At 63.4% G+C, this 22407-nt stretch carries 22 protein-coding genes and 1 pseudogene; 12 read left to right on the top strand and 11 right to left on the bottom strand.

Features of this window, described 5'->3' with window-relative positions:
• Positions 1–38: 38 nt before the first annotated feature.
• A complete protein-coding gene (locus NLY44_RS12375) occupies positions 39–497 on the bottom strand; it encodes an Lrp/AsnC family transcriptional regulator (RefSeq protein ID WP_023804955.1) in 459 nt (152 codons plus the stop codon).
• Between the two features lie 123 nt (positions 498–620).
• Here NLY44_RS12375 and NLY44_RS12370 point away from each other — a divergent pair, with 123 nt between their 5' ends.
• Positions 621–1904 carry a cystathionine gamma-synthase family protein gene (locus tag NLY44_RS12370; protein ID WP_023668225.1) on the top strand — a complete coding sequence of 428 codons (1284 nt, stop codon included), beginning with the start codon at positions 621–623 and terminating at the stop codon, positions 1902–1904.
• 246 nt (positions 1905–2150) lie between these two features.
• Here the strand turns inward: NLY44_RS12370 and NLY44_RS12365 are convergent, their stop codons facing one another.
• The 3 genes from NLY44_RS12365 to NLY44_RS12355 all read right to left on the bottom strand — a co-directional run bounded on the left by NLY44_RS12365 (position 2151) and on the right by NLY44_RS12355 (position 5987).
• On the bottom strand, positions 2151–3800 hold the full coding sequence (locus NLY44_RS12365) for a thiamine pyrophosphate-binding protein (RefSeq protein ID WP_286457296.1): 1650 nt from the start codon (positions 3798–3800) through the stop codon (positions 2151–2153).
• Complete coding sequence (locus NLY44_RS12360; protein ID WP_023804311.1) at positions 3797–4972, bottom strand: CaiB/BaiF CoA transferase family protein; 1176 nt, start codon at positions 4970–4972, stop codon at positions 3797–3799. The genes NLY44_RS12365 and NLY44_RS12360 overlap by 4 nt, the downstream gene beginning before the upstream one ends.
• 82 nt (positions 4973–5054) lie before the next feature.
• On the bottom strand, positions 5055–5987 hold the full coding sequence (locus tag NLY44_RS12355; protein ID WP_023729372.1) for an alpha/beta fold hydrolase: 933 nt from the start codon (positions 5985–5987) through the stop codon (positions 5055–5057).
• Positions 5988–6106: 119 nt separating this feature from the next.
• Here NLY44_RS12355 and NLY44_RS12350 point away from each other — a divergent pair, with 119 nt between their 5' ends.
• The 4 genes from NLY44_RS12350 (at position 6107) to NLY44_RS12335 (ending at position 9236) form a co-directional block, all read left to right on the top strand.
• A complete protein-coding gene (locus tag NLY44_RS12350) occupies positions 6107–7000 on the top strand; it encodes an alpha/beta fold hydrolase (RefSeq protein WP_198028925.1) in 894 nt (297 codons plus the stop codon).
• Positions 6997–7446, top strand: a complete 450-nt coding sequence (locus tag NLY44_RS12345; protein ID WP_023729370.1) for a MarR family winged helix-turn-helix transcriptional regulator — start codon at positions 6997–6999, stop codon at positions 7444–7446. The genes NLY44_RS12350 and NLY44_RS12345 overlap by 4 nt, the downstream gene beginning before the upstream one ends.
• Positions 7447–7544: 98 nt before the next feature.
• Positions 7545–8552: a ribonuclease T2 family protein gene (locus NLY44_RS12340; RefSeq protein ID WP_023733088.1), complete on the top strand. Its 1008-nt coding sequence runs from the start codon at positions 7545–7547 to the stop codon at positions 8550–8552.
• Positions 8553–8621: 69 nt separating this feature from the next.
• On the top strand, positions 8622–9236 hold the full coding sequence (locus tag NLY44_RS12335; protein WP_156937167.1) for a hypothetical protein: 615 nt from the start codon (positions 8622–8624) through the stop codon (positions 9234–9236).
• Positions 9237–9241: 5 nt separating this feature from the next.
• Here NLY44_RS12335 and NLY44_RS12330 read toward each other — a convergent pair whose 3' ends face one another.
• Positions 9242–10528, bottom strand: coding sequence for a GGDEF domain-containing protein (locus tag NLY44_RS12330; protein WP_023729367.1), 1287 nt, complete (start codon positions 10526–10528; stop codon positions 9242–9244).
• 233 nt (positions 10529–10761) lie between these two features.
• Between NLY44_RS12330 and ettA the strand changes: the two genes are divergently transcribed.
• The 3 genes from ettA to NLY44_RS12315 all read left to right on the top strand — a co-directional run bounded on the left by ettA (position 10762) and on the right by NLY44_RS12315 (position 14484).
• The gene (gene ettA / locus NLY44_RS12325; RefSeq protein WP_023688009.1) at positions 10762–12411 is read left to right on the top strand and encodes an energy-dependent translational throttle protein EttA; all 1650 of its coding nucleotides are present in this window, start codon (positions 10762–10764) and stop codon (positions 12409–12411) included.
• A gap of 49 nt (positions 12412–12460) precedes the next feature.
• Positions 12461–13231, top strand: coding sequence for a trans-aconitate 2-methyltransferase (tam, locus tag NLY44_RS12320; protein WP_023804313.1), 771 nt, complete (start codon positions 12461–12463; stop codon positions 13229–13231).
• Between the two features lie 131 nt (positions 13232–13362).
• Positions 13363–14484: a beta-ketoacyl-ACP synthase III gene (locus NLY44_RS12315; RefSeq protein ID WP_023714787.1), complete on the top strand. Its 1122-nt coding sequence runs from the start codon at positions 13363–13365 to the stop codon at positions 14482–14484.
• Here the strand turns inward: NLY44_RS12315 and NLY44_RS12310 are convergent, their stop codons facing one another.
• Complete coding sequence (locus tag NLY44_RS12310) at positions 14485–14634, bottom strand: hypothetical protein (protein ID WP_245260485.1); 150 nt, start codon at positions 14632–14634, stop codon at positions 14485–14487. It lies immediately after the preceding gene.
• 69 nt (positions 14635–14703) lie between these two features.
• On the opposite strand from NLY44_RS12310, the gene NLY44_RS12305 reads away from it, so the two are divergent.
• Positions 14704–15321 (top strand): MOSC domain-containing protein, encoded by a 618-nt coding sequence (locus NLY44_RS12305; protein ID WP_023804314.1) that lies wholly within the window; start codon positions 14704–14706, stop codon positions 15319–15321.
• Positions 15322–15380: 59 nt separating this feature from the next.
• On the opposite strand, the gene NLY44_RS12300 is transcribed toward NLY44_RS12305, so the two are convergent.
• Positions 15381–16223 (bottom strand): SDR family oxidoreductase, encoded by an 843-nt coding sequence (locus tag NLY44_RS12300; protein WP_023804315.1) that lies wholly within the window; start codon positions 16221–16223, stop codon positions 15381–15383.
• Between the two features lie 145 nt (positions 16224–16368).
• Positions 16369–17330: pseudogene (locus NLY44_RS12295) on the bottom strand (aminotransferase class IV).
• 152 nt (positions 17331–17482) lie between these two features.
• On the opposite strand from NLY44_RS12295, the gene NLY44_RS12290 reads away from it, so the two are divergent.
• On the top strand, positions 17483–17989 hold the full coding sequence (locus NLY44_RS12290) for a hypothetical protein (RefSeq protein ID WP_023804316.1): 507 nt from the start codon (positions 17483–17485) through the stop codon (positions 17987–17989).
• Positions 17990–17995: 6 nt separating this feature from the next.
• Here NLY44_RS12290 and NLY44_RS12285 read toward each other — a convergent pair whose 3' ends face one another.
• The gene (locus NLY44_RS12285; protein ID WP_023668245.1) at positions 17996–18310 is read right to left on the bottom strand and encodes a DUF2293 domain-containing protein; all 315 of its coding nucleotides are present in this window, start codon (positions 18308–18310) and stop codon (positions 17996–17998) included.
• The gene (tsaA, locus tag NLY44_RS12280) at positions 18307–18813 is read right to left on the bottom strand and encodes a tRNA (N6-threonylcarbamoyladenosine(37)-N6)-methyltransferase TrmO (RefSeq protein ID WP_023804317.1); all 507 of its coding nucleotides are present in this window, start codon (positions 18811–18813) and stop codon (positions 18307–18309) included. Before tsaA ends, NLY44_RS12285 begins: the two co-directional genes overlap by 4 nt.
• A 167-nt stretch (positions 18814–18980) precedes the next feature.
• On the opposite strand from tsaA, the gene NLY44_RS12275 reads away from it, so the two are divergent.
• Positions 18981–20003, top strand: coding sequence for an ArsR/SmtB family transcription factor (locus NLY44_RS12275; protein WP_023688015.1), 1023 nt, complete (start codon positions 18981–18983; stop codon positions 20001–20003).
• Positions 20003–20920, top strand: a complete 918-nt coding sequence (metF, locus tag NLY44_RS12270) for a methylenetetrahydrofolate reductase [NAD(P)H] (RefSeq protein WP_023682156.1) — start codon at positions 20003–20005, stop codon at positions 20918–20920. Before NLY44_RS12275 ends, metF begins: the two co-directional genes overlap by 1 nt.
• A gap of 449 nt (positions 20921–21369) precedes the next feature.
• Here metF and NLY44_RS12265 read toward each other — a convergent pair whose 3' ends face one another.
• Positions 21370–22287: a DMT family transporter gene (locus tag NLY44_RS12265; protein ID WP_023804318.1), complete on the bottom strand. Its 918-nt coding sequence runs from the start codon at positions 22285–22287 to the stop codon at positions 21370–21372.
• Between the last annotated feature and the right edge of the window lie 120 nt (positions 22288–22407).

The raw sequence follows: 22407 nt of genomic DNA, 5'->3' as shown, positions 1-22407 counted from the left end.
GCAATTTCGACCTCGAGAGCGGCGCCTTTGACCAAATGTCAGAGGCGCCGTTCCTTTATGGTGTTCATGACGAAGCTGGTCTCAATCGAGGCGACGCATTTCAGCCGCGCGATCTTTTCCTTGATGAAGCGCTCGTACTGTTCGAGGCTGCCGGTCACCACCTTCAGCACATAGTCGCGCGCCCCGGTGACGAGGTGGCATTCCAGCACCTCTTCCCACCCGCGGATGGCGTCCTCGAACATGACGATCTCGTCCTCGTTCTGGCGGCTGAGCCGGACGGTGGCGATGGCGACCATGTTCCACCCGAAGGCTGAGGGATCAACCAGCGTGGTATAGCCCCTGATGATGCCGGCCTCCTCCAGCCGGCGTACCCTCCTCAAACATGGCGACGGCGACAGGCCGATGCGCTCCGCCAGCTCATTGTTGGTGATGCGGGCGTCGGCCTGCAGCTGGCGCAGGATCTTGCGGTCGAAATCGTCGGCTATCTTCTGTTGCACTTTTGCTCTCGCTCGGCAATTTGTTGCCGGAATGCAGCCATGCGAGGCCGAAAATAGCAAGGACTGGTGGACCGGGATCGCATAAATTGCTGGACGAGACTCCTCCAGAACGCAGGAAAAGCCATGACCGCGCCGCGCCCGTCGAAAACCCACATCGGCAACCACAAGCTCCATCCGGAAACGTTGATGTTGAGCTATGGCTTCGATCCGCAACTGTCGGAAGGCGCCGTCAAGCCGCCGGTGTTCCTGACCTCGACCTTCGTGTTCAAATCGGCGGAGGAGGGACGCGACTTCTTCGACTACACATCCGGCCGCAAGGAGCCGCCGAGCGGCACGGCGTCCGGCCTGGTCTATTCGCGCTTCAATCATCCCAACTCGGAGATCGTCGAGGACCGGCTGGCGGTCTATGAGGGAACGGACGCCTGCATCCTGTTCTCGTCGGGCATGTCGGCGATCGCCACGACGCTGCTCGCCTATGCCCGGCCGGGCGATGTCATCCTGCATTCGCAGCCGCTTTACGGCGGCACCGAGACGCTTTTGACGCGCACGCTGTCCGGCTTCGGCATCGGCGCTGTCGGCTTCGCCGACGGCGTCGACGACAAGGCGGTGCGGGCCGCTGCTGATGCAGCGGTGGCGAAGGGGCGTGTCTCGGTCATTCTCATCGAAACGCCGTCGAATCCGACCAACAGCCTGGTCGACATCGCACTGATCCGGAAGTTTGCCGACGAGATCGGCGCAAGCCAAGGATCAACGCCGATCATCGTCTGCGACAACACGCTGCTCGGCCCGGTGTTCCAGCGACCGATCGAACATGGCGCGGATGTCTCCGTCTATTCGCTGACCAAATATGTCGGCGGCCATTCCGACCTGATCGCCGGTGCGGCGATGGGCAGCAAGGCGGTGACTAAGCCGATCAAGGCGCTGCGCGGCGCCATCGGCACGCAACTCGACCCGCATTCCTGCTGGATGCTCGGCCGCTCGCTGGAGACGCTGTCCATCCGCATGGAGCGCGCCAACGACAATGCGCGGCTCGTGGCTGAATTCCTGCGCGATCACGCCAAGGTGGAAAAGGTGCATTACCTGCCGTTCCTGGGCGAGGACACGGCAGCGGGACGGGCCTACAAAGCGCAATGCAGCGGCGCCGGCTCGACATTTTCTTTCGATATCAAGGGCGGAGAGAAGGCGGCCTTCGCCTTTCTCAACGGGCTGCAAATATTCAAGCTGGCGGTGAGCCTTGGCGGCACGGAGTCACTCGCCAGCCACCCGGCGGCGATGACGCACTCCGGCATTCCCTTCGACGTGCGCCAGCGCATCGGCGTGCTGGAGACCACGGTCAGGCTGTCGATCGGCGTCGAGCATCCGGACGATCTTATCGCCGACCTGACGCAGGCGCTGGCAGCGGTCTGATAGCTCGCTTGTAGATATCAGGAAAGGGGCGATCGCCTTGGCAGCGTCGGCGGGACAGCACCCCCCTCTGTCCTGCCGGACATCTCCCCCTCAAGGGGGGAGATCAGCAGCTCTGACCATAGCGCCCTGTCTGCAACGCTGGAGATTGGCGAAGGGCGACGTGACATCCAATCTCCCCCCTTGAGGGGGAGATGTCCGGCAGGACAGAGGGGGGTGTGACGGAACTCGGCTTTCGCTGCCAACTTCTCAGCTCTTGTCGCGGATCTGCGTCATCGTCCGCGTCGGCGTGATCGCCTCGGGGTCGAGCCTGATTTCGACGATCGCCGGCTTGCCGCTCGCGCGGGCACGCTCGAAGGCAGGGGCAAAATCTGCCGTGTTCTCGACCGTCTCGCCGTGGCCGCCATAGGCGCGGGCAAGAGCGGCAAAGTCAGGGTTCTTCAGATCGGTGGCGACGACGCGGCCGGGATAGTCGCGCTCCTGGTGCATGCGGATGGTGCCGTAGATGCCGTTGTTGACGACGATTACGACGATCGGCAGGTCGTATTGCACGGCGGTAGCGAATTCCTGTCCGTTCATCAGGAAGCAGCCGTCGCCGGCAAAGGCGATCACGGTGCGGTCGGGATGGAGCGCCTTGGCGGCGACCGCGGCCGGCGTGCCATAACCCATCGAGCCCGAGGTCGGCGCGCCCTGCGTGGCGAATCGGCGGAAGCGGTGGAAGCGGTGCACCCAGGTGGCGTAATTGCCGGCGCCGTTGGTGAAAATGGCGTCGTCGGGCAGAACCTTTTCCAGATAGTTCATGATCGGCCCCATCTGGACCGGGCCGGGGCCGGTCTCAGGCGGCGTCGACCAGTCGAGGTAGGCAGCGTGTGCTTTCGCTGTCTCATCCGCCCAGGCTGGCGTGCCGGCCGGCTTGCGCTTGGCAAAAGCTTCGACGAAGGCCGAAGGCGAAGCGTTGATCGCCAGTGTCGGCCGGTAGACGCGGCCGAGTTCGCCGGCATCGGCGTGGACATGCACCAGCGCCTGGTCGGGATAGGGGCTCTTCAGCAGCGTATAGTCGGAGGATGGCATCTCGCCCATGCGTCCGCCGATCAGCAGCACCAGGTCGGCCTGCTTGATGGCGGTGGCCAGCTTCGGGTTGATGCCGATGCCGACATCGCCGGCATAGTTCGGGTGCAGATGGTCGAACAGCATCTGGCGGCGGAAGGAGCAGCCGACCGGCAGCGACCAGGCCTCGGCAATGGCGCGCATGCGCGCCACCGCTTCCTCGTCCCAGCGTGTGCCGCCGAGGATGACGAAAGGGCGTTTGGCCTTGCCGAGCAGTTTCTCCAGCGCGTCGAGCTCGGCTCCGCCGGGGCGGGTTTCGACCGGCGTATGCGGCAAGGCCGCAGGCGCGTCGACCAGGCTGGTCAGCATGTCCTCCGGAAGCGAGATGACCACGGGGCCGGGGCGGCCCGATGTCGCGACGGCGAAGGCGCGGGTGACGAGTTCGGGGATGCGCGCGGCATCGTCGATCTCCACCACCCATTTGGCGATGTCGCCGAAGAAGCGCTTGTAGTCGACCTCCTGGAAAGCCTCGCGCTCCTTGGCGTGGCTGGCGACCTGGCCGATGAACAGGATGACGGGTATCGAATCCTGCATGGCAATGTGAATGCCGGCCGATGCATTGGTGGCGCCGGGGCCGCGGGTGACGAAGCAGATCCCGGGCTTGCCGGTCAGCCGCCCCTGGCAGTCGGCCATCATGGCGGCGCCGCCTTCCTGTCGGCAGACAATGGTGCGGATGGGCGAGTCATGCAATGCGTCGAGCACCGCGAGATAGGATTCGCCGGGCACGCAGAAGATGCGGTCGGTGCCGTTCGCCTCGAGTGCGTCGACAATCAGTTGTCCACCGGTCTTCATCGTCCAGACTTCTCCAGTTCGGCAAGGATTTCTTCGGTATGTTCGCCAAGGCGTGGCGAAGGGCGTTCATAGACCAGCGGTGTGCCGGACATCACCATGGGCGCGCGTACCGAGGGCAGACGATTGCCATGGCCATCGTCGAGGTCGAGGCGCATGCCGCGTGCGATCGTCTGCGGGTCGGCAAACATCTGGCCGATATTGTTGATCGGGCTCGCCGGCACGCTTGCCGCTTCGAGCTTGGCCAGCAGCGGGTCGCGATCCCAATTCTTCAGCGTCTCGATCAAGTGCTCGCGCAACTTCACCCGGTTGGCGACGCGGGCCGGATTGGTGGCGAAATCGGGATTCGCTGAGAGATGGTCGAGACCGACTGCGGCGCAGAATTTGGCGAACTGGCCGTCATTGCCGACCGCCAGGATGATGTGGCCGTCCCTGACCGGGACAACCTCATAGGGCGCAATGTTCATATGCGCATTGCCCATCTGCACCGGCGCCTTGCCGGAGACGAGATAGTTGAGGTTCTGGTTGCCGAGTGCGGAAATCTGCGTGTCGAACAGCGCCATGTCGATATGCTGGCCTTCGCCGGTCTTTTCGGCATGGCGAAGCGCTGCCTGGATGGCGATCACAGAGTAAAGGCCGGTGAAGATGTCGGAAATAGCGACGCCGGCCTTTTGCGGCTCGCGCCCGACCTCGCCGGTGATCGACATCATGCCGGCCATGGCCTGGATGATGAAATCATAGCCGGCGCGGGGTGCGTAAGGCCCATCCTGGCCGAAGCCGGTGATCGAGCAGTAGACGAGCTTTGGATTGATCGCCTTCAGGCTCTCGTAATCGAGCCCGTATTTCTTGAGGCCGCCGAGCTTGAAGTTCTCGATCAGAATGTCGGCCGTGGCAACCAGCCGGCGCACCGTCTCGGCCCCTTCGGGCGTCGAGAAATCGACGGCGATGGAGCGCTTGCCGCGATTGCAGGAGTGGTAGTAGGCGGCCGACAGGTTCTCGCCATCATGGCTCATGACGAAGGGAGGACCCCATTTGCGGGTATCGTCGCCGCCATCGGGGCTCTCGACCTTGATGACATCGGCGCCGAGATCGGCCAGCAATTGTCCTGCCCACGGGCCGGCCAGGATGCGGGCGAGTTCGACGACGCGGACGCCTTTCAGCGGAGGTTCAGCCATAAATCACCAAAAACGGGTCGGAACCGCAGCCTCTATCAACCCGGGATGCCGCTGTCACGGGCCTTGCGGTGGGCCAGCGATGTCAGCGTTTGAGCACGCTATCGGCCCAGGCAGCGAAATCGTCCATGACGACATCGCGGTTCACCTCGTTCAGGCTTTCGTGGCGGGTGTCGGCGTAAACCTTTGAAACCAGATTCGAAAAGCCCATCGCGCGCATGCGTTTGGCGAGATGATCGATGCCCTTGCCATAGTCGGAGGCCGGATCCTTCTCTCCGCCGACGATGCTGACGGGCAGGTCGCGCCTGATGCCGGCAAAGCCGGAATCCTTGCCGCCTTTCTGCGTCATCTCCACGACATCGCGCCACATCGAGATCGAGGCATCCCAGCCGCACAGCGGGTCGGCGATGTACTTGGCCACTTCAGCCTCGTCGCGCGACAGCCAGTCGAACGGCGTCTTGTGGTTGGGCACCGCCTTGCCCCAGGTCTGGAAGGTCAGCCTTGGCAAGACGCGTGAGGGAACATCGGAGCCGAGCCTGAAGCGCTCATAAGCGAGGATGGCGAGTGCAAGCCGACCAAGCAGGCCTTGTGAGAAATTGCCGTTCCAGATCGCCGCGGCGTGGACGCGCGGCGAGTGCGCCAGCAGGTAGTTGAGCGCCACCGACGCACCCATCGAATGGCCGAACAGGATGACCGGCAGGCCGGGCTGCTCCTTCGCAATCAAATCGTGGACTGCGTCGACATCGGAGATCACCTTGGCCGGGCCGCTTGTGCCGGCGAACCTGCCGAGCGGGGCATCGGGCGCCTTGGTCGCGCCATGGCCGCGATGGTCGTGGACGTAGACGTGAAAACCGCGGGTGCTGAGGTAATCCGCGAAGCGGGCATAGCGCGCGGCGTGTTCGGCCAAGCCATGGTTAATCTGGACGACGGCCCGTGGAGAGCCGCTCGCGTGCTTCACATAGAGGTTGAGCGTGGCCCCGGTCGGTGAGGCCAGCGTCGTCTGCTCGTCAAATGCCATCTCTCGCTCCGTCGGCGACTGTTGGGCGACGGCGTGACCGGCGTCAAGGGGAGGGCTATTGACAGTATGCTGTCAATTTGATTATATGACAGCATACTGTCAAAATGGGGAGCATGAGCATGAAAACCTTTTCGACCGTTTCGCGCCGCGCGTTTCTGCTGGCGAGCCTGTCATCCGCAATGCTCCTGCCCGGCATTGCATCCAGCAAAACCAGGGAGATGACCATGAAGACCTCAACCATTGCCGGCCCGCAGGGCCAGCTTGCCGGCTACGACATCAAATCCGGCGGCGGCCTGCCGATCCTGTTCGCGCATGGCGATTGCAGCCGCGCCACACAGTGGAACCGGGTGATGCAGCTCACCGCAGGTGGCCGTGAGGAGGCGGTCGCCTTCGATTTTCGCGGCCATGGCGCATCGGCGCCCGCAGCCGATGCGAATTATGGCTATGACGGACGCGCGGACGATATCGGCGCCGTGGCCGATGCGTTCGGGCTGCAACGGTTTGTCCTGGTCGCGCATAGCGGCGGCAGTGGCGCAGCCCTTGCCTATGCCGCCAGCCATGCCGACCGGGTCGCCGGCATCCTGCTGGTCGATCCGGCGACCGATCCGCGTGCGTTGCCAAAGGAGATCCGCGACGGTTTCGTTCGCGATCTGGCGGGGCCGCAAGGCCTCGATGTCCTCAAAGCCTACTACACCTCGATTGCCGGCTCCGATGAAGCGGTTCGTCAAACGGTGCTGGCCGATGCGGCGGTGGTCGATCCGGCGGCTCGGGCAGGCGTCGGCAAGGCGCTGGCGGAATGGAATCCCGAACCGACGCTCCATGCCTATCACGGGCCGATCTTCGTGCTGGCCACGGAGGCCAATGACAATGCGGCGGCCCTGTTTCGGCTGCGCATCGGAATTGGCCACAGAACCGTCGCCGGTTCCGGCCATTGGGTGATGCTTGACAAGCCGGAGGCGGTGGCTGAAGCCGTCAACACTTTTGTTTCCACCATCGAGGCCGGCCAGAAATGACAAGCAGGACCGAAGCCGGAGATGTGCTCACCGACCTGGTGCTTGCCGTGTTCCGGCTGAATGGCGGGTTTCTCGACGCGGCCGACCGGCTGGCCGAGCCTGCCGGGTTGACGGCGGCGCGCTGGCAGGTTCTGGGCGCGGTGCTGAAGGAGCCGAAATCGGTGGCCGACATTGCCCGCGACATGGGGCTTGCCCGCCAGAGCGTGCAGCGCCTTGCCGACATTCTGGCCGCCGAAGGGCTTGCCGCCTATGCGGACAACCCGGCGCACCGCCGCGCGAAGCTCCTGGCGATGACCGATGCCGGCCGGGCCGCGATCCGGGATATCGGCACGCGCCAGCATGTCTGGGCCAACCGCATCAGCGAGGGCATCGAGGCTCGCGCGCTCGAGACAGCGCTTGATCTGCTGCGTATGTTGACGAAGCGGGTCGAGGAGGGCGGGGTCTGATCGACCGAGCGATTGTTTTTTGCGGCGGACGAAAGAAATCGTAATTCTGACATGTCACACGTTTCTAGCTTGCGCTATGAAACGCTAGGAGTGCTGGAATGCGGATATCGGCGATATGGGGTGCGGTGTTGGTGGCGCTGGCCGGTGTCGGCCTAGCGCGTGCCGATGTGAAGATGAGCGGCTCCTTCGTGGCCGATGCCGCCTGTCCAGCGACGCAGGCGATCAAGAGCGGCAAGAACCCCGGCAATATCGCGACAACGGCTGGACAGAGCTACGACCTCCTGGCCGGCAACAAGGATGCGCCGACGCATTACCTCATCCGCGTGCCGGGCGCCGATCCTGAGCGTCGCTGGGTCAAGATCAGCTGCGGTCATGTCGCCGGCGGCAGCGCAGCCGCCCAGCCGGCCGCGCCCGCCGATCAGGGCAAGCCTGCGGCTTCGGGAAAGCCCGAATATGTCTTTGCGCTGAGTTGGCAGCCGGCCTTCTGCGAAACCAAGGCAAGCAAGCCCGAATGCCAGGCGCAGACGGCGGGCGGTTTCGACGCGTCGCATTTCACTTTGCATGGTCTGTGGCCGCAACCGAACGGCAATTTCTATTGCCAGGTGCCGGCGAGCGACAAGGCCAATGATAATCCGGCCCATTGGGCCGACCTGCCGCCGGTCAACCTCGATGCCAATACGCGCGCCGAACTCGACCAGGTGATGCCTGGCACCGCCTCCAAGCTCGAACGGCATGAATGGATCAAGCACGGCACCTGCTACGGCAAGAGCCAGCAGGAGTATTTTGCCGAGGCGCTGAACCTGATGCGGGCGGTGAATGCCTCGCCTGTGCGCGAGCTCTTCACCAGGAACGTCGGCAAGCAACTGACTTCGGACCAGATCCGCAGCACCTTCGACAGCGCCTTCGGCGCCGGGGCGGGCGCGCGGGTGCGTGTCTCCTGCCTGGTCGATCCGTCGAGCGGCAGGCGGCTGATCGGCGAGCTGACGCTGGGCCTGACCGGCCCGATCGGCCCCGACAGTTCGCTGGGCACTCTCATGCTCGCCTCGGCGCCGACGACCAAGGCGGGCTGTCCGAAGGGTTCGGTCGATGCGGCCGGGTTCCAGTAGATATCCGTCTGTCGCTTGGCACTGACGCGGTGATATGGTCTGGATGTGTTTCATTCGGCGGGGGTGGCGATGAGTGGCATGACATCAGGCGCGCTGGCGCGGCTGGCTTTCTGGGCCAGGGGGATGACCGCCATAAAAGACGGCCGCATGGAATGGCCGGGCTTTTCCTATACCGATGCCGAGTGGGCGCGCATGCGCGTGCTTGCCGCGCCGATCGGGGCAAGCCGCTACCAGCTGTTCACTTGGGTCAACGCCGCGATCTTCATCGCCATTGCCGCGCTCGGCATCGTCTGTGTCTTCCTGCCGCTGGCGACACTTTTGTTTCCGGTGCCGGCCGACACCAGCGCGCTCAAATTCTCGGCTCTGCTGGCGGCGTGTGCCTTTCTCATAATCGGGCTCGGCTTGCCGATCTCCATGCGCCTGTCGAGCGCGTTGGCCATCTCCCGGGAGATGCGCGCCGGTCTTGTCGGCGAAGCCGGTGACGAAGCGCTGGCAGCAAAAGTGTCTTGGCAGATCAACCGCATCATGCTGGTCATGTGCGGCCTGCTGGTGCCCGGCATTCTGTTGTTCATCGCTTATGACATCGACGCCAGTCCGATCATCACCACGCTGAAATGGCTGGCCATCGCGCTGATAGCCGTTTCAGTTGCGGTCGGCGCGTTGCAGCAGCGCAAGCGGAGCTGACAACCTTATCCGCTGACGCCACGTGTGGACAATGTCCAGGCACTGAGGTCTTCGGCATCGTCATGCGCTTCGCCGACGACGCGGTCACGCCCGGTGGATTTGGCCCTGTAGAGACGCTCGTCGGCAAGGGCGAAGAGATCGGCAAGCGAGCCTACGGTCTCATCGACAGTGGCGATGCCGGCGCTGACGCTGATGTCGAACCGGTTTACGCACGCTTTGACGGCCTGGCGGAGGTTTTCTCCGAGCAACCTGGCGACCGCATGCGGCTGCGAGCAAAGGATGGCGAACTCCTCGCCGCCGATCCTGAAAACCTGATCGTGTGCGCCGGCCGCCTGGGTCAGCACCTGGGCGATCGATCTCAGCACCCTGTCGCCCTCGGCATGGCCGAAGCGATCGTTGATCGACTTGAAATGGTCGACGTCGACGATCAGCAGGCTGAGCGGTTGGGCCGTGCGCAGGCTGACAGCGACCAGACGTTCGCCGTCGCTGTCAAAGCGTCCCCTGTGCAACAGGCCGGTGAGGCCGTCGCGGCCGACATGTTCGACCAGGGCTTCGTAGCGCTCGCGATAGGTCAAGGTGTCGAAGACGTCGGACAACCCACGTGGTGCCACGACCTGACGCGTTTCGAACCATCTGAGGTAGGCGACAAGCATGGCGCTGTAGGCAAAAGCGGCACCCATCTTGGCGAACCAGCCGCCGAAGAAGACCGCAATCGGCGCGCCGGCGACGAAATGCAGGGCGCTGAAAAATCCGGCCTGGTCGAAGGTGAGCACGCAGGCGACGCAAATCAGGATGCGGGAGAACGGCGCCCTGCGTAGATAACGCCCGAGCTTTTCGTAAAGCAGGATGATCAGGATGGCGTCGATGAAGAGCAGCGTCGTGCCCCACACCATCAGCCAGCCCAACTGGTCGATGAAACCGATATCGGGAAGCTTGCCGTCGGAAAAGGCTGAAATATCGTGCAGGCGCAGGATCAGGACCAGCCCGATCATCAAGGCGTTGCCGAGCAAAAGGCCATAGATCGGCTGGCGCACCGTGGCCGCATCTTCCTTCATGTAGAGGAGAAGCAGCATCACCAGCTTGCCGGAAAACAGCACCGCCGAGCCTGGCGAGACCATGCCGAAGGGCAGGGCGACATAGAAGACGCTGGCGAGATAGGTTTCGAGGAAATGCATGGCGCCCAGCGCGCAGACGAAGACGCCGAGGCCGATGCGATCCCTGAAGCGGAACAGCGTGACCATGACGCTGAAGTAGACGACCGCTTCGGCAAGGAGCAGGAAACTGTTCAGCACTACCTTCGGTCCGATCTTTACTTTCGATCGCGACAGGCCAGCGATCGATCCTGTTTTGACGCTGAAGGGTTAACCGGGGATTTCAACGCTCCCTACAACCGGCGGAAAACTTAACGTGCGGTGTACACCCGCTTGAAATGGCAAAAGCGATTGCCGTTCGGCCCGGCATCGCCTACATAGCGGCCAACCTCCATTCAATCCGACATTTCGGTCAATCATCAAGGAAAGCGCGCGTGGCACGCCAGTTCATCTATCACATGGCCGGCCTCAACAAGGCCTATGGCACCAAGAAGGTGCTTGAGAATGTCCATCTCTCCTTCTATCCCGACGCCAAGATCGGCATCCTCGGCCCCAACGGCTCGGGTAAGTCGACGATCCTCAAGATCATGGCCGGGCTCGACAAGGAGTGGAACGGCGAAGCCTGGCTCGCCGAAGGCGCCACCGTCGGCTATCTCGCGCAGGAGCCGGCGCTCGATGCCAACAAGACGGTGTTCGAGAACATCATGGAAGGTGTCGCCGCCAAGACCGCCATCATCGAGCGCTACAACGAATTGATGATGAACTACTCCGACGAGACGGCCGACGAGTCCGCCAAGCTCCAGGACGAGATGGACCGGCTCAATTTGTGGGATCTCGAACAGCAGGTCGAGATGGCGATGGAAGCGCTGGGCTGCCCGCCCAAGGATTCCGAGGTCACCAAGCTTTCGGGCGGTGAGCGCCGCCGCGTCGCGCTCTGCCAGCTGCTGCTGCGTCAGCCCGACCTCTTGCTGCTCGATGAACCGACCAACCATCTCGACGCCGAGACTACGGCGTGGCTGGAAAAACACCTGCGCGCCTATCCCGGCGCGGTGATGATCATCACCCACGATCGCTACTTCCTCGACAATGTCACCGGATGGATCCTCGAGCTCGATCGCGGCCGCGGCATCCCCTATGAGGGCAACTACACCAAATACCTCGAAGCCAAAGCCAAGCGCCTCAAGCAGGAAGGCCGCGAGGACGACGCCCGCCAGCGTGCCATCGGTCGCGAACGCGAGTGGATCCAGTCCAGCCCGAAAGCTCGCCAGACCAAGTCCAAGGCGCGTATCCAGGCGTTCCAGGACCTGCTGGATGCAGCCGACAAGCGGCGTCCGAGCGATACGCAGATCGTCATTCCGCATGGCGAACGGCTCGGCAATGTGGTGATCGAGGCGGAAGGCCTGTCGAAGGGCTTTGGCGACACGCTGTTGATCGAGGGTCTGGAATTCAAGCTGCCGCCAGGCGGCATCGTCGGCGTCATCGGCCCGAACGGCGCCGGCAAGACGACGCTGTTCCGCATGATCACCGGCCAGGAAACGCCGGATGCCGGCTCTGTCCGCATCGGCGAAACGGTGAAGCTCGGCTATGTCGATCAGAGCCGCGATGCGCTCGATCCGTCAAAGACGGTGTGGGAGGAGATTTCCGGCGGCGCAGAAGTGGTCAAGCTCGGCAAGTTCGAGGCCAACACGCGCGCCTATTGTGCGTCGTTCAACTTCCGTGGCGGCGACCAGCAGCAGAAGGTCGGCAACCTCTCCGGCGGCCAGCGCAACCGCGTGCATCTGGCAAAAATGCTGAAGACCGGCGGCAATGTGCTGCTGCTCGACGAACCGACCAACGACCTCGACACGGAAACGCTGGCGGCGCTCGAAGACGCGCTGGAAAATTTCGGTGGCTGCGCCGTCATCATCTCGCACGATCGTATGTTCCTCGACCGCCTGGCCACCCACATCCTCGCCTTCGAGGGCGACAGCCATGTCGAATGGTTCGAGGGCAATTTCGAGGATTACGAGCAGGACAAGATCCGCCGGCTCGGCCCCGAGGCCGTCAACCCGCACAGGATGACGTACAAGAGGTTGACGCGGTAAGGGAGCAACCGGGGCGGCGAATTTCTCAACTGATACGAGGAAAGCTTGAATGACCGACTGGTCCGCCGCCCAATATCTGAAATTCGAGGATGAGCGGACGCGGCCCGCGCGCGATCTTGTCGCGCAGGTACCGGTGGATTTCCCGCGCCGGGTGGTCGACATCGGCTGCGGCCCGGGTAATTCGACCGAGCTGCTGGTCGAGCGCTGGCCGGATGCTGATATCAGCGGCTTCGACACCTCTCCCGACATGATCGAGAAGGCGAAGGCGCGCCTGCCCAGCGTCAATTTCGACCTCGCCGATGCCTCGACATGGCGGCCGGCCGAGCCGGTCAACGTCATCTTCGCCAATGCGGTGTTCCAATGGCTGCCCACCCACCCGGTAGTGTTCCAGCGGCTGATGGGCTTTCTCGCGCCGGGCGGTGCGCTCGCCGTCCAGATGCCCGACAATCTGCTTGAGCCGTCGCATCGGCTGATGCGCGAGACGGCCGCCGAAATGCCGTTCGCCGCCAAGATGGCAGGTGCTGCGCGCGGACCGCTGCCGGCGGTGTCGTTCTATTATGATCTCTTGTCGCCGCTCTCCGACCGGGTGGATATCTGGCATACGGCCTACAATCATCCGCTGACCGACGCCGAGGCGATCGTCGAATGGGTGAAGTCGACGGGGCTGAAGCCTTTCCTCGATCCGCTGGACGCCGACGAGCGCAAGATCTTCCTCGACAGCTACACGGCCAAAATTGCCAAGGCCTATCCGAAGACCGCAAACGGCAAGGTGCTGCTGCGCTTCCCGCGCATTTTCATCGTCGCCAAGCGGGCCGGCTAGCACTCCCGATGACATCCGGCCACAGCCTATGGTTTAAGCCGGCGTAAACCGGTGGGGTGAGAAAAGTGTTGTGTCGCGCCCCCTGGTCGTTCACATGAGAACGACAACGCCTGCGCATGGACGGACTGGATATGCATCGCGTCATCATCAGCGGCATCGGCGTTGAAATCCCTGAAGCCAAGATCACCAATGAAGAACTGGTCGCCAGTTTCAACGCTTGGGTCGACACGGAGAATGCGCGCCGGCAAGGCCCGGATGAGACGCTGCTGCAAAAATCCGACAGCGCCTTCATCGTCCATGCCTCAGGCGTCCAGACCCGGCATGTCATCGAGCGCGAAGGCATTCTCGATCCGACCCGCATGGCGCCGCGCATTCCGGCGCGGCCCGATGATGCGCTGTCGCTGCAGGCCGAGTTTGGAGTGGCCGCGGCCCGGAAGGCGCTCGACCATGCCGGCCTGAAGCCGTCCGACATCGACCTGGTGATCTGCTCGGCCTCGCACCAGCAACGGCCCTATCCGGCGATCGCCATCGAAATGCAGGAGGCGCTGGGCACCAAGGGCGCCGGCTTCGACATGGGGCTTGGTTGTTCATCGGCCGCGGCCGCCTTGCACATTGCGGCCAATCTGGTCCGGGCGGGCGCGCACAAGCGCGTGCTGGTGGTCACGCCGGAGATCATCACCGGCCATCTCAATTTCCGCGACCGGCAGACGCATTTCATCTTCGGCGATGCATCGGTGGCGATGGTGGTCGAGGGGCTGGGCGAGGGCGAGAGGCGGCCGGGGCGTTTCGAGGTGCTGGACACGCGCACCTGGACGCAGATGTCGAACAATATCCGCACCAATCTGGGCTATCACACCCGCACCGCCCAGGACGATCCTTACATGATCAACCTCGAAGGCAATCTGATCAAACAGGTCGGCAACAAGGTGTTCAAGGAAGTCACCGTCGCCGGCCACAAATTCATTGTCGAATTCCTCGCCGAGCACGGGCTGACGCCGCAAGCCATCAGGCGATTCTGGCTGCATCAGGCCAATGCGCGAATGAACGCCATGATCCTGAAACTGGCCTTCGGCCACGAGGTCGACCATGACCGCGCGCCGATGGTGCTGGAGCGGCTCGGCAACACCGCCGGCGCTGGCGCCATCATCGCGCTGTCGGAAAACCACGCCGACATGAAGCCCGGCGATTTCGGCGTGCTGTGCGCCTTCGGCGCCGGCTATTCGATCGGTGGCGCGCTTTTGCGGATGCTGTAATCAGGCCGGCATGAACGGCACCAGCATCGGTACGCTGCGGGCATAGTCATCATAGGCGTTGCCGAGTTCTCCGCGCAGAAAGCGTTCCTCCAGCCTTGCCTTCATGACGATGCCGATTGACGCCATCAGCCGGTTTGATCGAATCATCATCGCTTTCGACTGGACCCGAGCCCACGGCTACGGCTATTTGCGACGTCATCCTGCAGAAGGAACGAAGCCATGCTGGACCTCTTCCCGGAGTCTGAGAAGCCGGTCGACATCATCCCCGCCAGGAAGCTGTCCGCCAAAGTGGCCGCTTTGTACGTCGCACCGTCGAATCACTTCCAGACGCGCCCGGTGGAAGCATTGCAGCTCGGTTTCGAAGGCATCGACGGCGACTTCCACGCCGGCGCCACCCGTCGTTCCGGCGGTCGCGAACCCTGGTATCCGCGCGGCACCGAAATCCGCAACGAGCGGCAGATATCAATCGTAGCCGCCGATGAACTCGCCGTCGTTGCCGAGCGGATGGGGCTGGCCGAGATCAAGCCGGAATGGATCGGCGCCAATCTGCTGATCGAAGGCGTGCCGCATCTCTCGATGCTGCCGTCAGGCACGCTGCTGTTCTTTAGAAGTGGCGTGACGATCAAGGTCGATGCGCAGAACGGGCCTTGCCGGCTTGCTGGACGTTCGATCGCCGAAAACGCCGGGATGGCCGATCGGGAGGCCGGCGCGCTGGCCTTCCCGAAGGCGGCGAAACGGCTGCGCGGCCTCGTTGCCTGGGTCGAGAAACCGGGTCGTATGACAACAGGGGAAGAGATCTCGGTGCGCGTGCCCGAGCAGTGGATTTATCGATCCTAGTACCGGGCTAGGGCGCGGGCTGCGCCGCCGGGGCGACGCAGCCGGATTTCAAGACGCGCTCAGGCCGCCTTGCGGTTCTTCTTAGCGCCCTGCGCCTCGACGGAAACGTGGTCCCACTTTTCCCACAGCGCGATGCGGTTGGCGTATTCCTGCTTGATCATCGGCAGGCCGCCATCGCCGAAGAAGACGCGCAGCGGCGGCTCGGCCGCGTCGACGATTTCAAGCATCGCCGGTCCGGTGGCCTCGGGGTCGCCGGCGACCGAGTTGGCGCGGCGTTCCGCCATCTTCGCGCGGGCCGGCGCGTAAGCCTCGATCGCTTTGGAGACCTTGGCCGAGGCGCCGGACCAATCGGTGGAGAAGCCGCCCGGTTCGACAAGCGTCACATGGATGCCGAATTCGGCGACCTCGATGCTGAGCGACTGGCTGAAGGCTTCGAGCGCCCATTTCGAGGCATGGTAAAGGCCGAGCGACGCAAAGGCGTTGACGCCGCCGATCGACGAGATCTGGATGACATGGCCGGAGCCCTGCGCCCGCATGATCGGCAAAGCCGCCTGGGTGACCCAGAGCGCGCCGAACACATTGGTTTCGATCTGGTCGCGGGCTTCCTGTTCGCTGACTTCCTCGATGGCGCCGAAATGGCCATAGCCGGCATTGTTGATGACGACGTCGAGCCGGCCAAAGCGCTTGTGCGCCTCGGCGATGGCCGCATCGACAGCCTTCTTGTCGGTGACGTCGAGCTTGATCGCGGCGACATTATCGCCGTATTTCGCGACGAGATCGGCGAGCGTGCCGGCATCGCGCGCGGTTGCGGCGACACGGTCGCCGCGAGCGAGTGCGGCCTCGGCCCAGACTCGGCCAAAGCCTTTCGACGATCCGGTGATGAACCAAACCTTGCTTGTCATGACGTGGAATCCTTGCCCATGCGGGCCGTGAACTGGGAAGCGGAGGCTTCTCCGCTTCCGCGATATACGGTGCGTCGAGCGATTTTCCAGAGGCGAGGGGGAATCTTTTTGGTCACGACATCGTGTGGAGCAGGACCTTCGCCGGTCAGGGATAGCGCACCGGGCTCGACCAGGTCGGGTCGTCATGCTTTTGCCAGTAGAGCGCCATCAAGCGCTTTGTGATCCCGCCTATCTTGCCGTCGGCGACAGCAGCGCCGTCGATCACTGTCACCGGCATGATGCCGCCGGCGGTGGAAGTGATGAAGACTTCGTCGGCAGCCTTCAGCGCGGCAACGCTGACGTCGATGGCCGTGGTGGGAAGCGCTGCCTCGGCGCAGAGGTCGAAGACGGTGCGCCTGGTGATGCCGGGCAGCACGCCGGCGGCTGGCGTCGACAGCCTGCCGTCCTTGACGCAGAACACGTTGAAGCCGGGGCCTTCGGCGACATTGCCGTTGAAGTCGAGAATCAATGCGGTTTCGGCCCCACGGTCATAAGCGTCGTAGAGGCCGCGCACGAGGTCGAGCCAGTGGTAGTTCTTGATCGCCGGATCGATCGAGACCGGCGGAATGCGCACCTTGTCGCTAATGGCGACATGCAGGCCGCGCCGCAACTGCTCGGCATTGGCGACCGAGCCGAAGGGAACTGCGAAGGCAATGAAGCGGTTGACCGCCTGGCGCGGATCGCGGCTGAAGGTCCGCGAGGCGCCGCGTGTGCACAGCATTTCGACATAGGCGGCGCGATGGCCCGACAGCGCCACGCAATTGTGCAGAATCTCGGCCACGCCATCGCGGTCGGACGGGATCGTCATGCGCAGTTTTTGCAAGCCGGCGAAGAAGCGGTCGAGATGCAGGTCGAGTCGGAAGAAGCTCCCGTCCCAGACATGCACGGTGTCGTAGGTGGCGTCGGATGCAGAAAGCCCCAATCCAGCACCGAGATTTTGGCCTGCGACATCGGCAGATACTGACCATCGAGAAAGGCGACGCCGTCGGGATAGGAATGCGGATCGATATGGCGATCCGACAAAGCCGGCAATGGCACAATGCTACCGGCTGCTGCGCTTCGGTTCATGGCGATTGGTCCCTTCGGCTTGATGCGGCAGAGTCAAGCTAGTGGTCCCCTGCAGGCGGCATAGGGCCACCCAACCATCGCTGTTTGTCCTAGGTAGCACATTCGATATGCCCTATGGTCCGGCTTGAAAATATCCGGCCGGGAGGGGCAAAATGGGCAAATCTTTTCGGACCGTCAGCTTTGCAATTTTCCTCGTCTTCGTCACTGGCGATGCCTTCGCGCAATGCGCTCGCGAGGGCGAGGCGCTGTGCCAGAACGGCCAGACCTATCGTTGCGAGAAGACGGGCAGCGAACTGACGCCGATCTTTCAGAATGTGCCTTGCGTGGTCAACGCGACGGGGCTCAACGGGATCTGGACCGGCAGCGGCCATCAAAGTCCGGCCGGGGCTGCCGGCGCCGATTGGGCGATCGCCATGACCATCGGCGATGGCGCCGCGTCGATCGACTATCCGTCGCTCGGCTGCGGCGGACCATTGACCCAGATTTCTCGCGACGACAGTTCGGCGGAATACCGGGAAAGCATCAGCTACGGCCAGGACAAGTGCATCGACGGTGGCGGCATCACCGTCCGGTTCTTCAAAGGGAACCTGTCCTGGACCTGGGTTGGGCAGGCGGACGGCCAGCCCTACAATGCGGTTGCCGTATTGAAGCGACAGTAGCTGAAATTATTCCTCTTCGTCCTCTGCATCGAGCAGGCGCGTGGCGCGCCAACGGGTCAGCACCATGTTTGTTTGCTCGATGACGAAGAACCGCGCCGAGTCGCGGTCATAGCCCTCGGCCAGCAGCTTTTCATAGTCGGTATGGCCGTGCCTGATATGCGCAATCGTCGCCAGCCAGACCGCGATGCCCGGCGGCAGTGTCTTCATGTGCACGGCGCCGGCCTCGGTGCGGATTTTCTCCATATCGGCATAGGGCGCCAGGGGCAGCAGTGCGGTCAGCGCCTTGGCGATGGCGCGGCGGCGGCCAGTGGGCGCGCTCATTTTTCGTCACGCCCGGCAATGGTCGCCTCGGGAAAGGCGTCGGTCGAGGCGAAATAGGGCTTGATGTCGATCACCGGGGTGCCGTCGAGCACATCGATGGCGTCGATGGCGATGCGGCCGTGGTCGATGTCGACGGCGATCAGGCCGGCGATATGCAGCCCGACTGGGTTCGGCCGGGCAGGGGAGCGCAGCGAGAAAACGCCTTTCGGCTCAGCCGCATGGCGGGGTCTCTGGACAATCAGTGCCCGCGGCGCGTGATGCAGCCAGGACAGGATGACGATGTGGCTGGCCCGCTCCAGCGCAAGCAGGCCGTCGCGATAGGCAGGGTCGATGAGAACCGTGGCCGCCTGTCCGGCCTCGCGGGCGGCGCGCATGTTCTTTGGGCAGGTTTGCCTGGATTTCCATGGCGAGGCGATGCGGCCGATGAACACGATATGGCCATCCGCCGGCATGTCAGCCGGGTCGGCCTGCAGGAGCTTTTCGCCGTCGCGCTTCTCGAACATGGCTTTCGCCCTAGCACAAGTTTCCAGCCGATCGTCAGGGAAAAGCGGTTCTCTCAGGCGGGGATCATGTGTGCGGCATTTTCTTGTCAGGAAGCGACATAGGCCTTGCCATGTCGTCAAAGCTGACATAAACATATGTTTATATCTTTTTCAACGAGAACGCGCCGATGCATGTTTCGCTCGATACGATGGTTGATACGTTGAAGGCTGCGGCCGAATCGAGCCGGCTCCGCATCCTGGCGCTGCTGTCGCGCGGCGATCTCACCGTGTCCGACCTCACCGAGATCCTCAGCCAGTCGCAACCGCGGGTGTCGCGGCATTTGAAGCTGCTGCTGGAGGCCGGGTTGATCGGCCGCTACCAGGAGGGCTCGTGGGCCTTCTTCCGGCTGTCGGATACGGATTCCGCGCGCGACTTCGTCATGGGGCTGGTCTCCGGCATTCGCGGCGCCGATCCGCAGGTCGAGCGCGATCTCGAGCGGTTGGCATCGGTCAAGCGCAAGCGGCAGGACCGTGCCGCCGAGTATTTCTCCGAGAACGCCGCCAGCTGGGATCACATCCGCTCGCTGCATGTGCCGGACCGCGCCGTGGAAGCCGCACTCCTCAAGCTGGTCGGCAAGCGGCCATTCCAGTCGATGCTCGACCTCGGCACCGGTACCGGGCGGCTGCTGGAGATATTTTCGCCGCTCTACCGGCGCGGCGTCGGCATCGACATGTCGCGGGAAATGCTGACGGTGGCGCGGGCCAATCTCGACAAGGCAGGCATCGCCAATGCGCAGGTCCGCCAAGGCGACATTTTCGCGCCGCCGGTCGAGCGCGACGCCTTCGACCTCGTCACCATCCATCAGGTGCTGCACTATCTCGACGATCCGGCACGCGCCATTCGCGAGGCGGCGCGGCTGCTGCGTCCGGCGGGCCGGCTGGTGATCGTCGACTTCGCGCCGCATGCGCTGGAATTCCTGCGCGACCAGCATGCGCATGTCAGGCTGGGCTTTTCCGACCGCCAGATCTCCGAATGGTTTGCCGAGGCCGGGCTCGATCTCGAGGATGCCCAGGAATTCGAGCCGCGCGGCGGCAACGAAGCCAGGCTGACCGTCAAGCTGTGGCTCGGCCGCGACCGCCGCATGCTGATGGCCGAGCCTTCAAATGACACCCAACCCACCAAAGCGTACCCTATGGGGGAAATCGCCTGATGAACCAGTTCCGCTTTTCCCGCCGTCCCGACATCGGCGACAAGGTGCGCGTCTCCTTCGAGTTCTTCCCGCCGAAGACCGACGAGATGGAAGCCAGGCTCTGGGACACCGTCACCAGGCTGGAGCCGCTGAAGCCGAGATTCGTCTCGGTGACCTATGGCGCCGGCGGCTCGACGCGTGAACGCACGGCGCGCACGATCAAGCGCATCCTGAACGAGACGACGCTGACGCCGGCGGCTCACATGACCTGCGTCGACGCCGCCCGCCATGAGGTCGACGCCGTCGTCCGCGAATTCGCCGATATGGGCGTGAAGCGCTTCGTCGCCTTGCGTGGCGATCCGGCGGCCGGCGTCGGCACCGCCTACCGGCCGCATCCCGATGGCTATGCCAATGGCGCCGAACTTGTCGGAGCGCTGAAGGACGCCGGCGATTTCGACATCTCGGTCTCGGCCTATCCCGAAAAGCATCCGGAAAGTCCGGACTTTGCCACCGACTTCGACATGCTGAAGCGCAAGGCCGACAATGGCGCGACGCGGGCGATCACCCAGTTCTTCTTCGACAACGATCTCTACGAGCGTTACGTCGAGAAGGCGCGCCGCGCCGGCATCTACATCCCGATCGTGCCCGGCATCCTGCCGGTGCACAATTTCACCCAGGTCGCCAATTTCTCCGCACGCTGCGGCGCGCTGGTGCCGGCATGGCTGGCCGAGCGGTTCGAAGGGCTGCACAACGATCCGCAGACGCATGCGCTCGTGGCGTCTGCCGTGGCGGCCGAGCAGGTGCTCGATCTCGTCGAGCGCGGCGTCAGCGACTTCCATTTCTACACCATGAACCGGGCCGACCTGGTGTTTGCCATCTGCCATATGATCGGCATCCGCTCCCACGAAACAGAGGCAGCTGGATCCGCCGCCGCCTGAGCTTCATCGTGGTATGAAATCTGAAATGCAAAAGGCCGGGCGAAACACCCGGCCTTTCGAATTTGTGGGCTATTGCTGCTGTTCTTCCGCTCCGGCGGTTACGGAAGAACACCTATGATAAGGGCGCCAATGAAGGCAAATGCAGCACAGATCATCAATGCGTTGATTGGCCTCGTAAGTCCCATGTCATAGTCTCCTCTTCAAGAGCTATGGGTGGAGTCTAGGGGCATTTGTGCCACAGGCAAGCGGAAAATATGCTGCAATGCGACGCGATTGTGGAATTTGCGACCTGCCACCTGTCGTTAGGCATTGAAACTCTTCGGCAAAAGCCGCTGGCAGCCTGTGAATAAATTGTGACGCGGCCGTGGCGAAAGCGAGGCATGGCAGCGCTACCAGACCTAAAGCGCGTCGTTGTTCCAAAACCGCTGCGCACTTTTGGTCGACAGGCGTTAGCGCCGACTAAACAACCGCCCGTCGATCGTCACCAGGCCAAGCGCGATCAGTGCCATGCCGCAGAACTCGAACAGAGCGAGCCGCTCGCCGAGGAACAGGAGACCGAGCACGATGGCGCTGGCCGGGACGATGAGCGTGACCAGCGAGGCGTTGGTGACGCCGGCCGAGGCGACGAGGTTGAAATAGAGGATGTAGGCGAAGGCGGTGGAGAGCAGCGCCAGCGCCAGCACCGCCGTCCAGACCGGCGGCGAGGCCGAGAACAGGCCGGCCGGGCCATAGGTGAGCAGCACCACCGGGATCATGATGATGGTCGACGCCGTCAATTGTCCGGTGGCGATGACCGGCGAGGGCACGCCCTTGAAGCGGCGGGCAATCATCAGCGCGACGGCGTAAGACAGCGAGGCGCCGATCAGCGCGAATTTCGCCCAGACCGGGCCGCCGAGCCCGGCCAGCAGGCCGGGGCCGATCATGACAGCGGTGCCGGCGATGCCGAGCCCGATGCCGGCAAGCTTGTTCCAGGAGAGCTTTTCGTCCGCTGTCAGCGCGTTGGCGAGGATCAGCGTCCAGAACGGCGTCGTCGCATTGAGCACCGAGGCGACGCCGGCGCCAAGCGCGGTCTGGCCGGCAAAGATCAGCGAGAACGGGACGACATTGTTGGCGAGCGCCAAAAGGAAAAACAGGCCGGCATGCGGGAAGGCGAGGCGGAAGGACGGACCGCGAATGCCGAGATAGAGCTGCAGTGCAATGGCCGCGATGGCAACGCGAAACAGCACCAGCACCAGCGGGTGCATTTCGGCAACGGCGATGCGGGCAAAGAAGAACGAGCCGCCCCAGATGGCGCCGAGCAGCAGAAGCTGTCCCCAGTCCCTCAGCGTCATCGGTCCGCGCTGCACGGCTGTCGTGGCTATTGCCATCGTGAACGTCCTTCCCCGCGGCATCAATGCCAGCCACTCAGGCAGAAGGCATATCGGGTCCGGCGACAAGAGCCACCCGAAACCTGATTGCTGGCAACAGTGCTGCCAGGAGGGTGCGCC

This window comes from Mesorhizobium sp. C089B, assembly GCF_030323125.1.
Lineage (GTDB): Bacteria > Pseudomonadota > Alphaproteobacteria > Rhizobiales > Rhizobiaceae > Mesorhizobium.
This window is presented reverse-complemented; position numbering and strand designations above follow the sequence as displayed.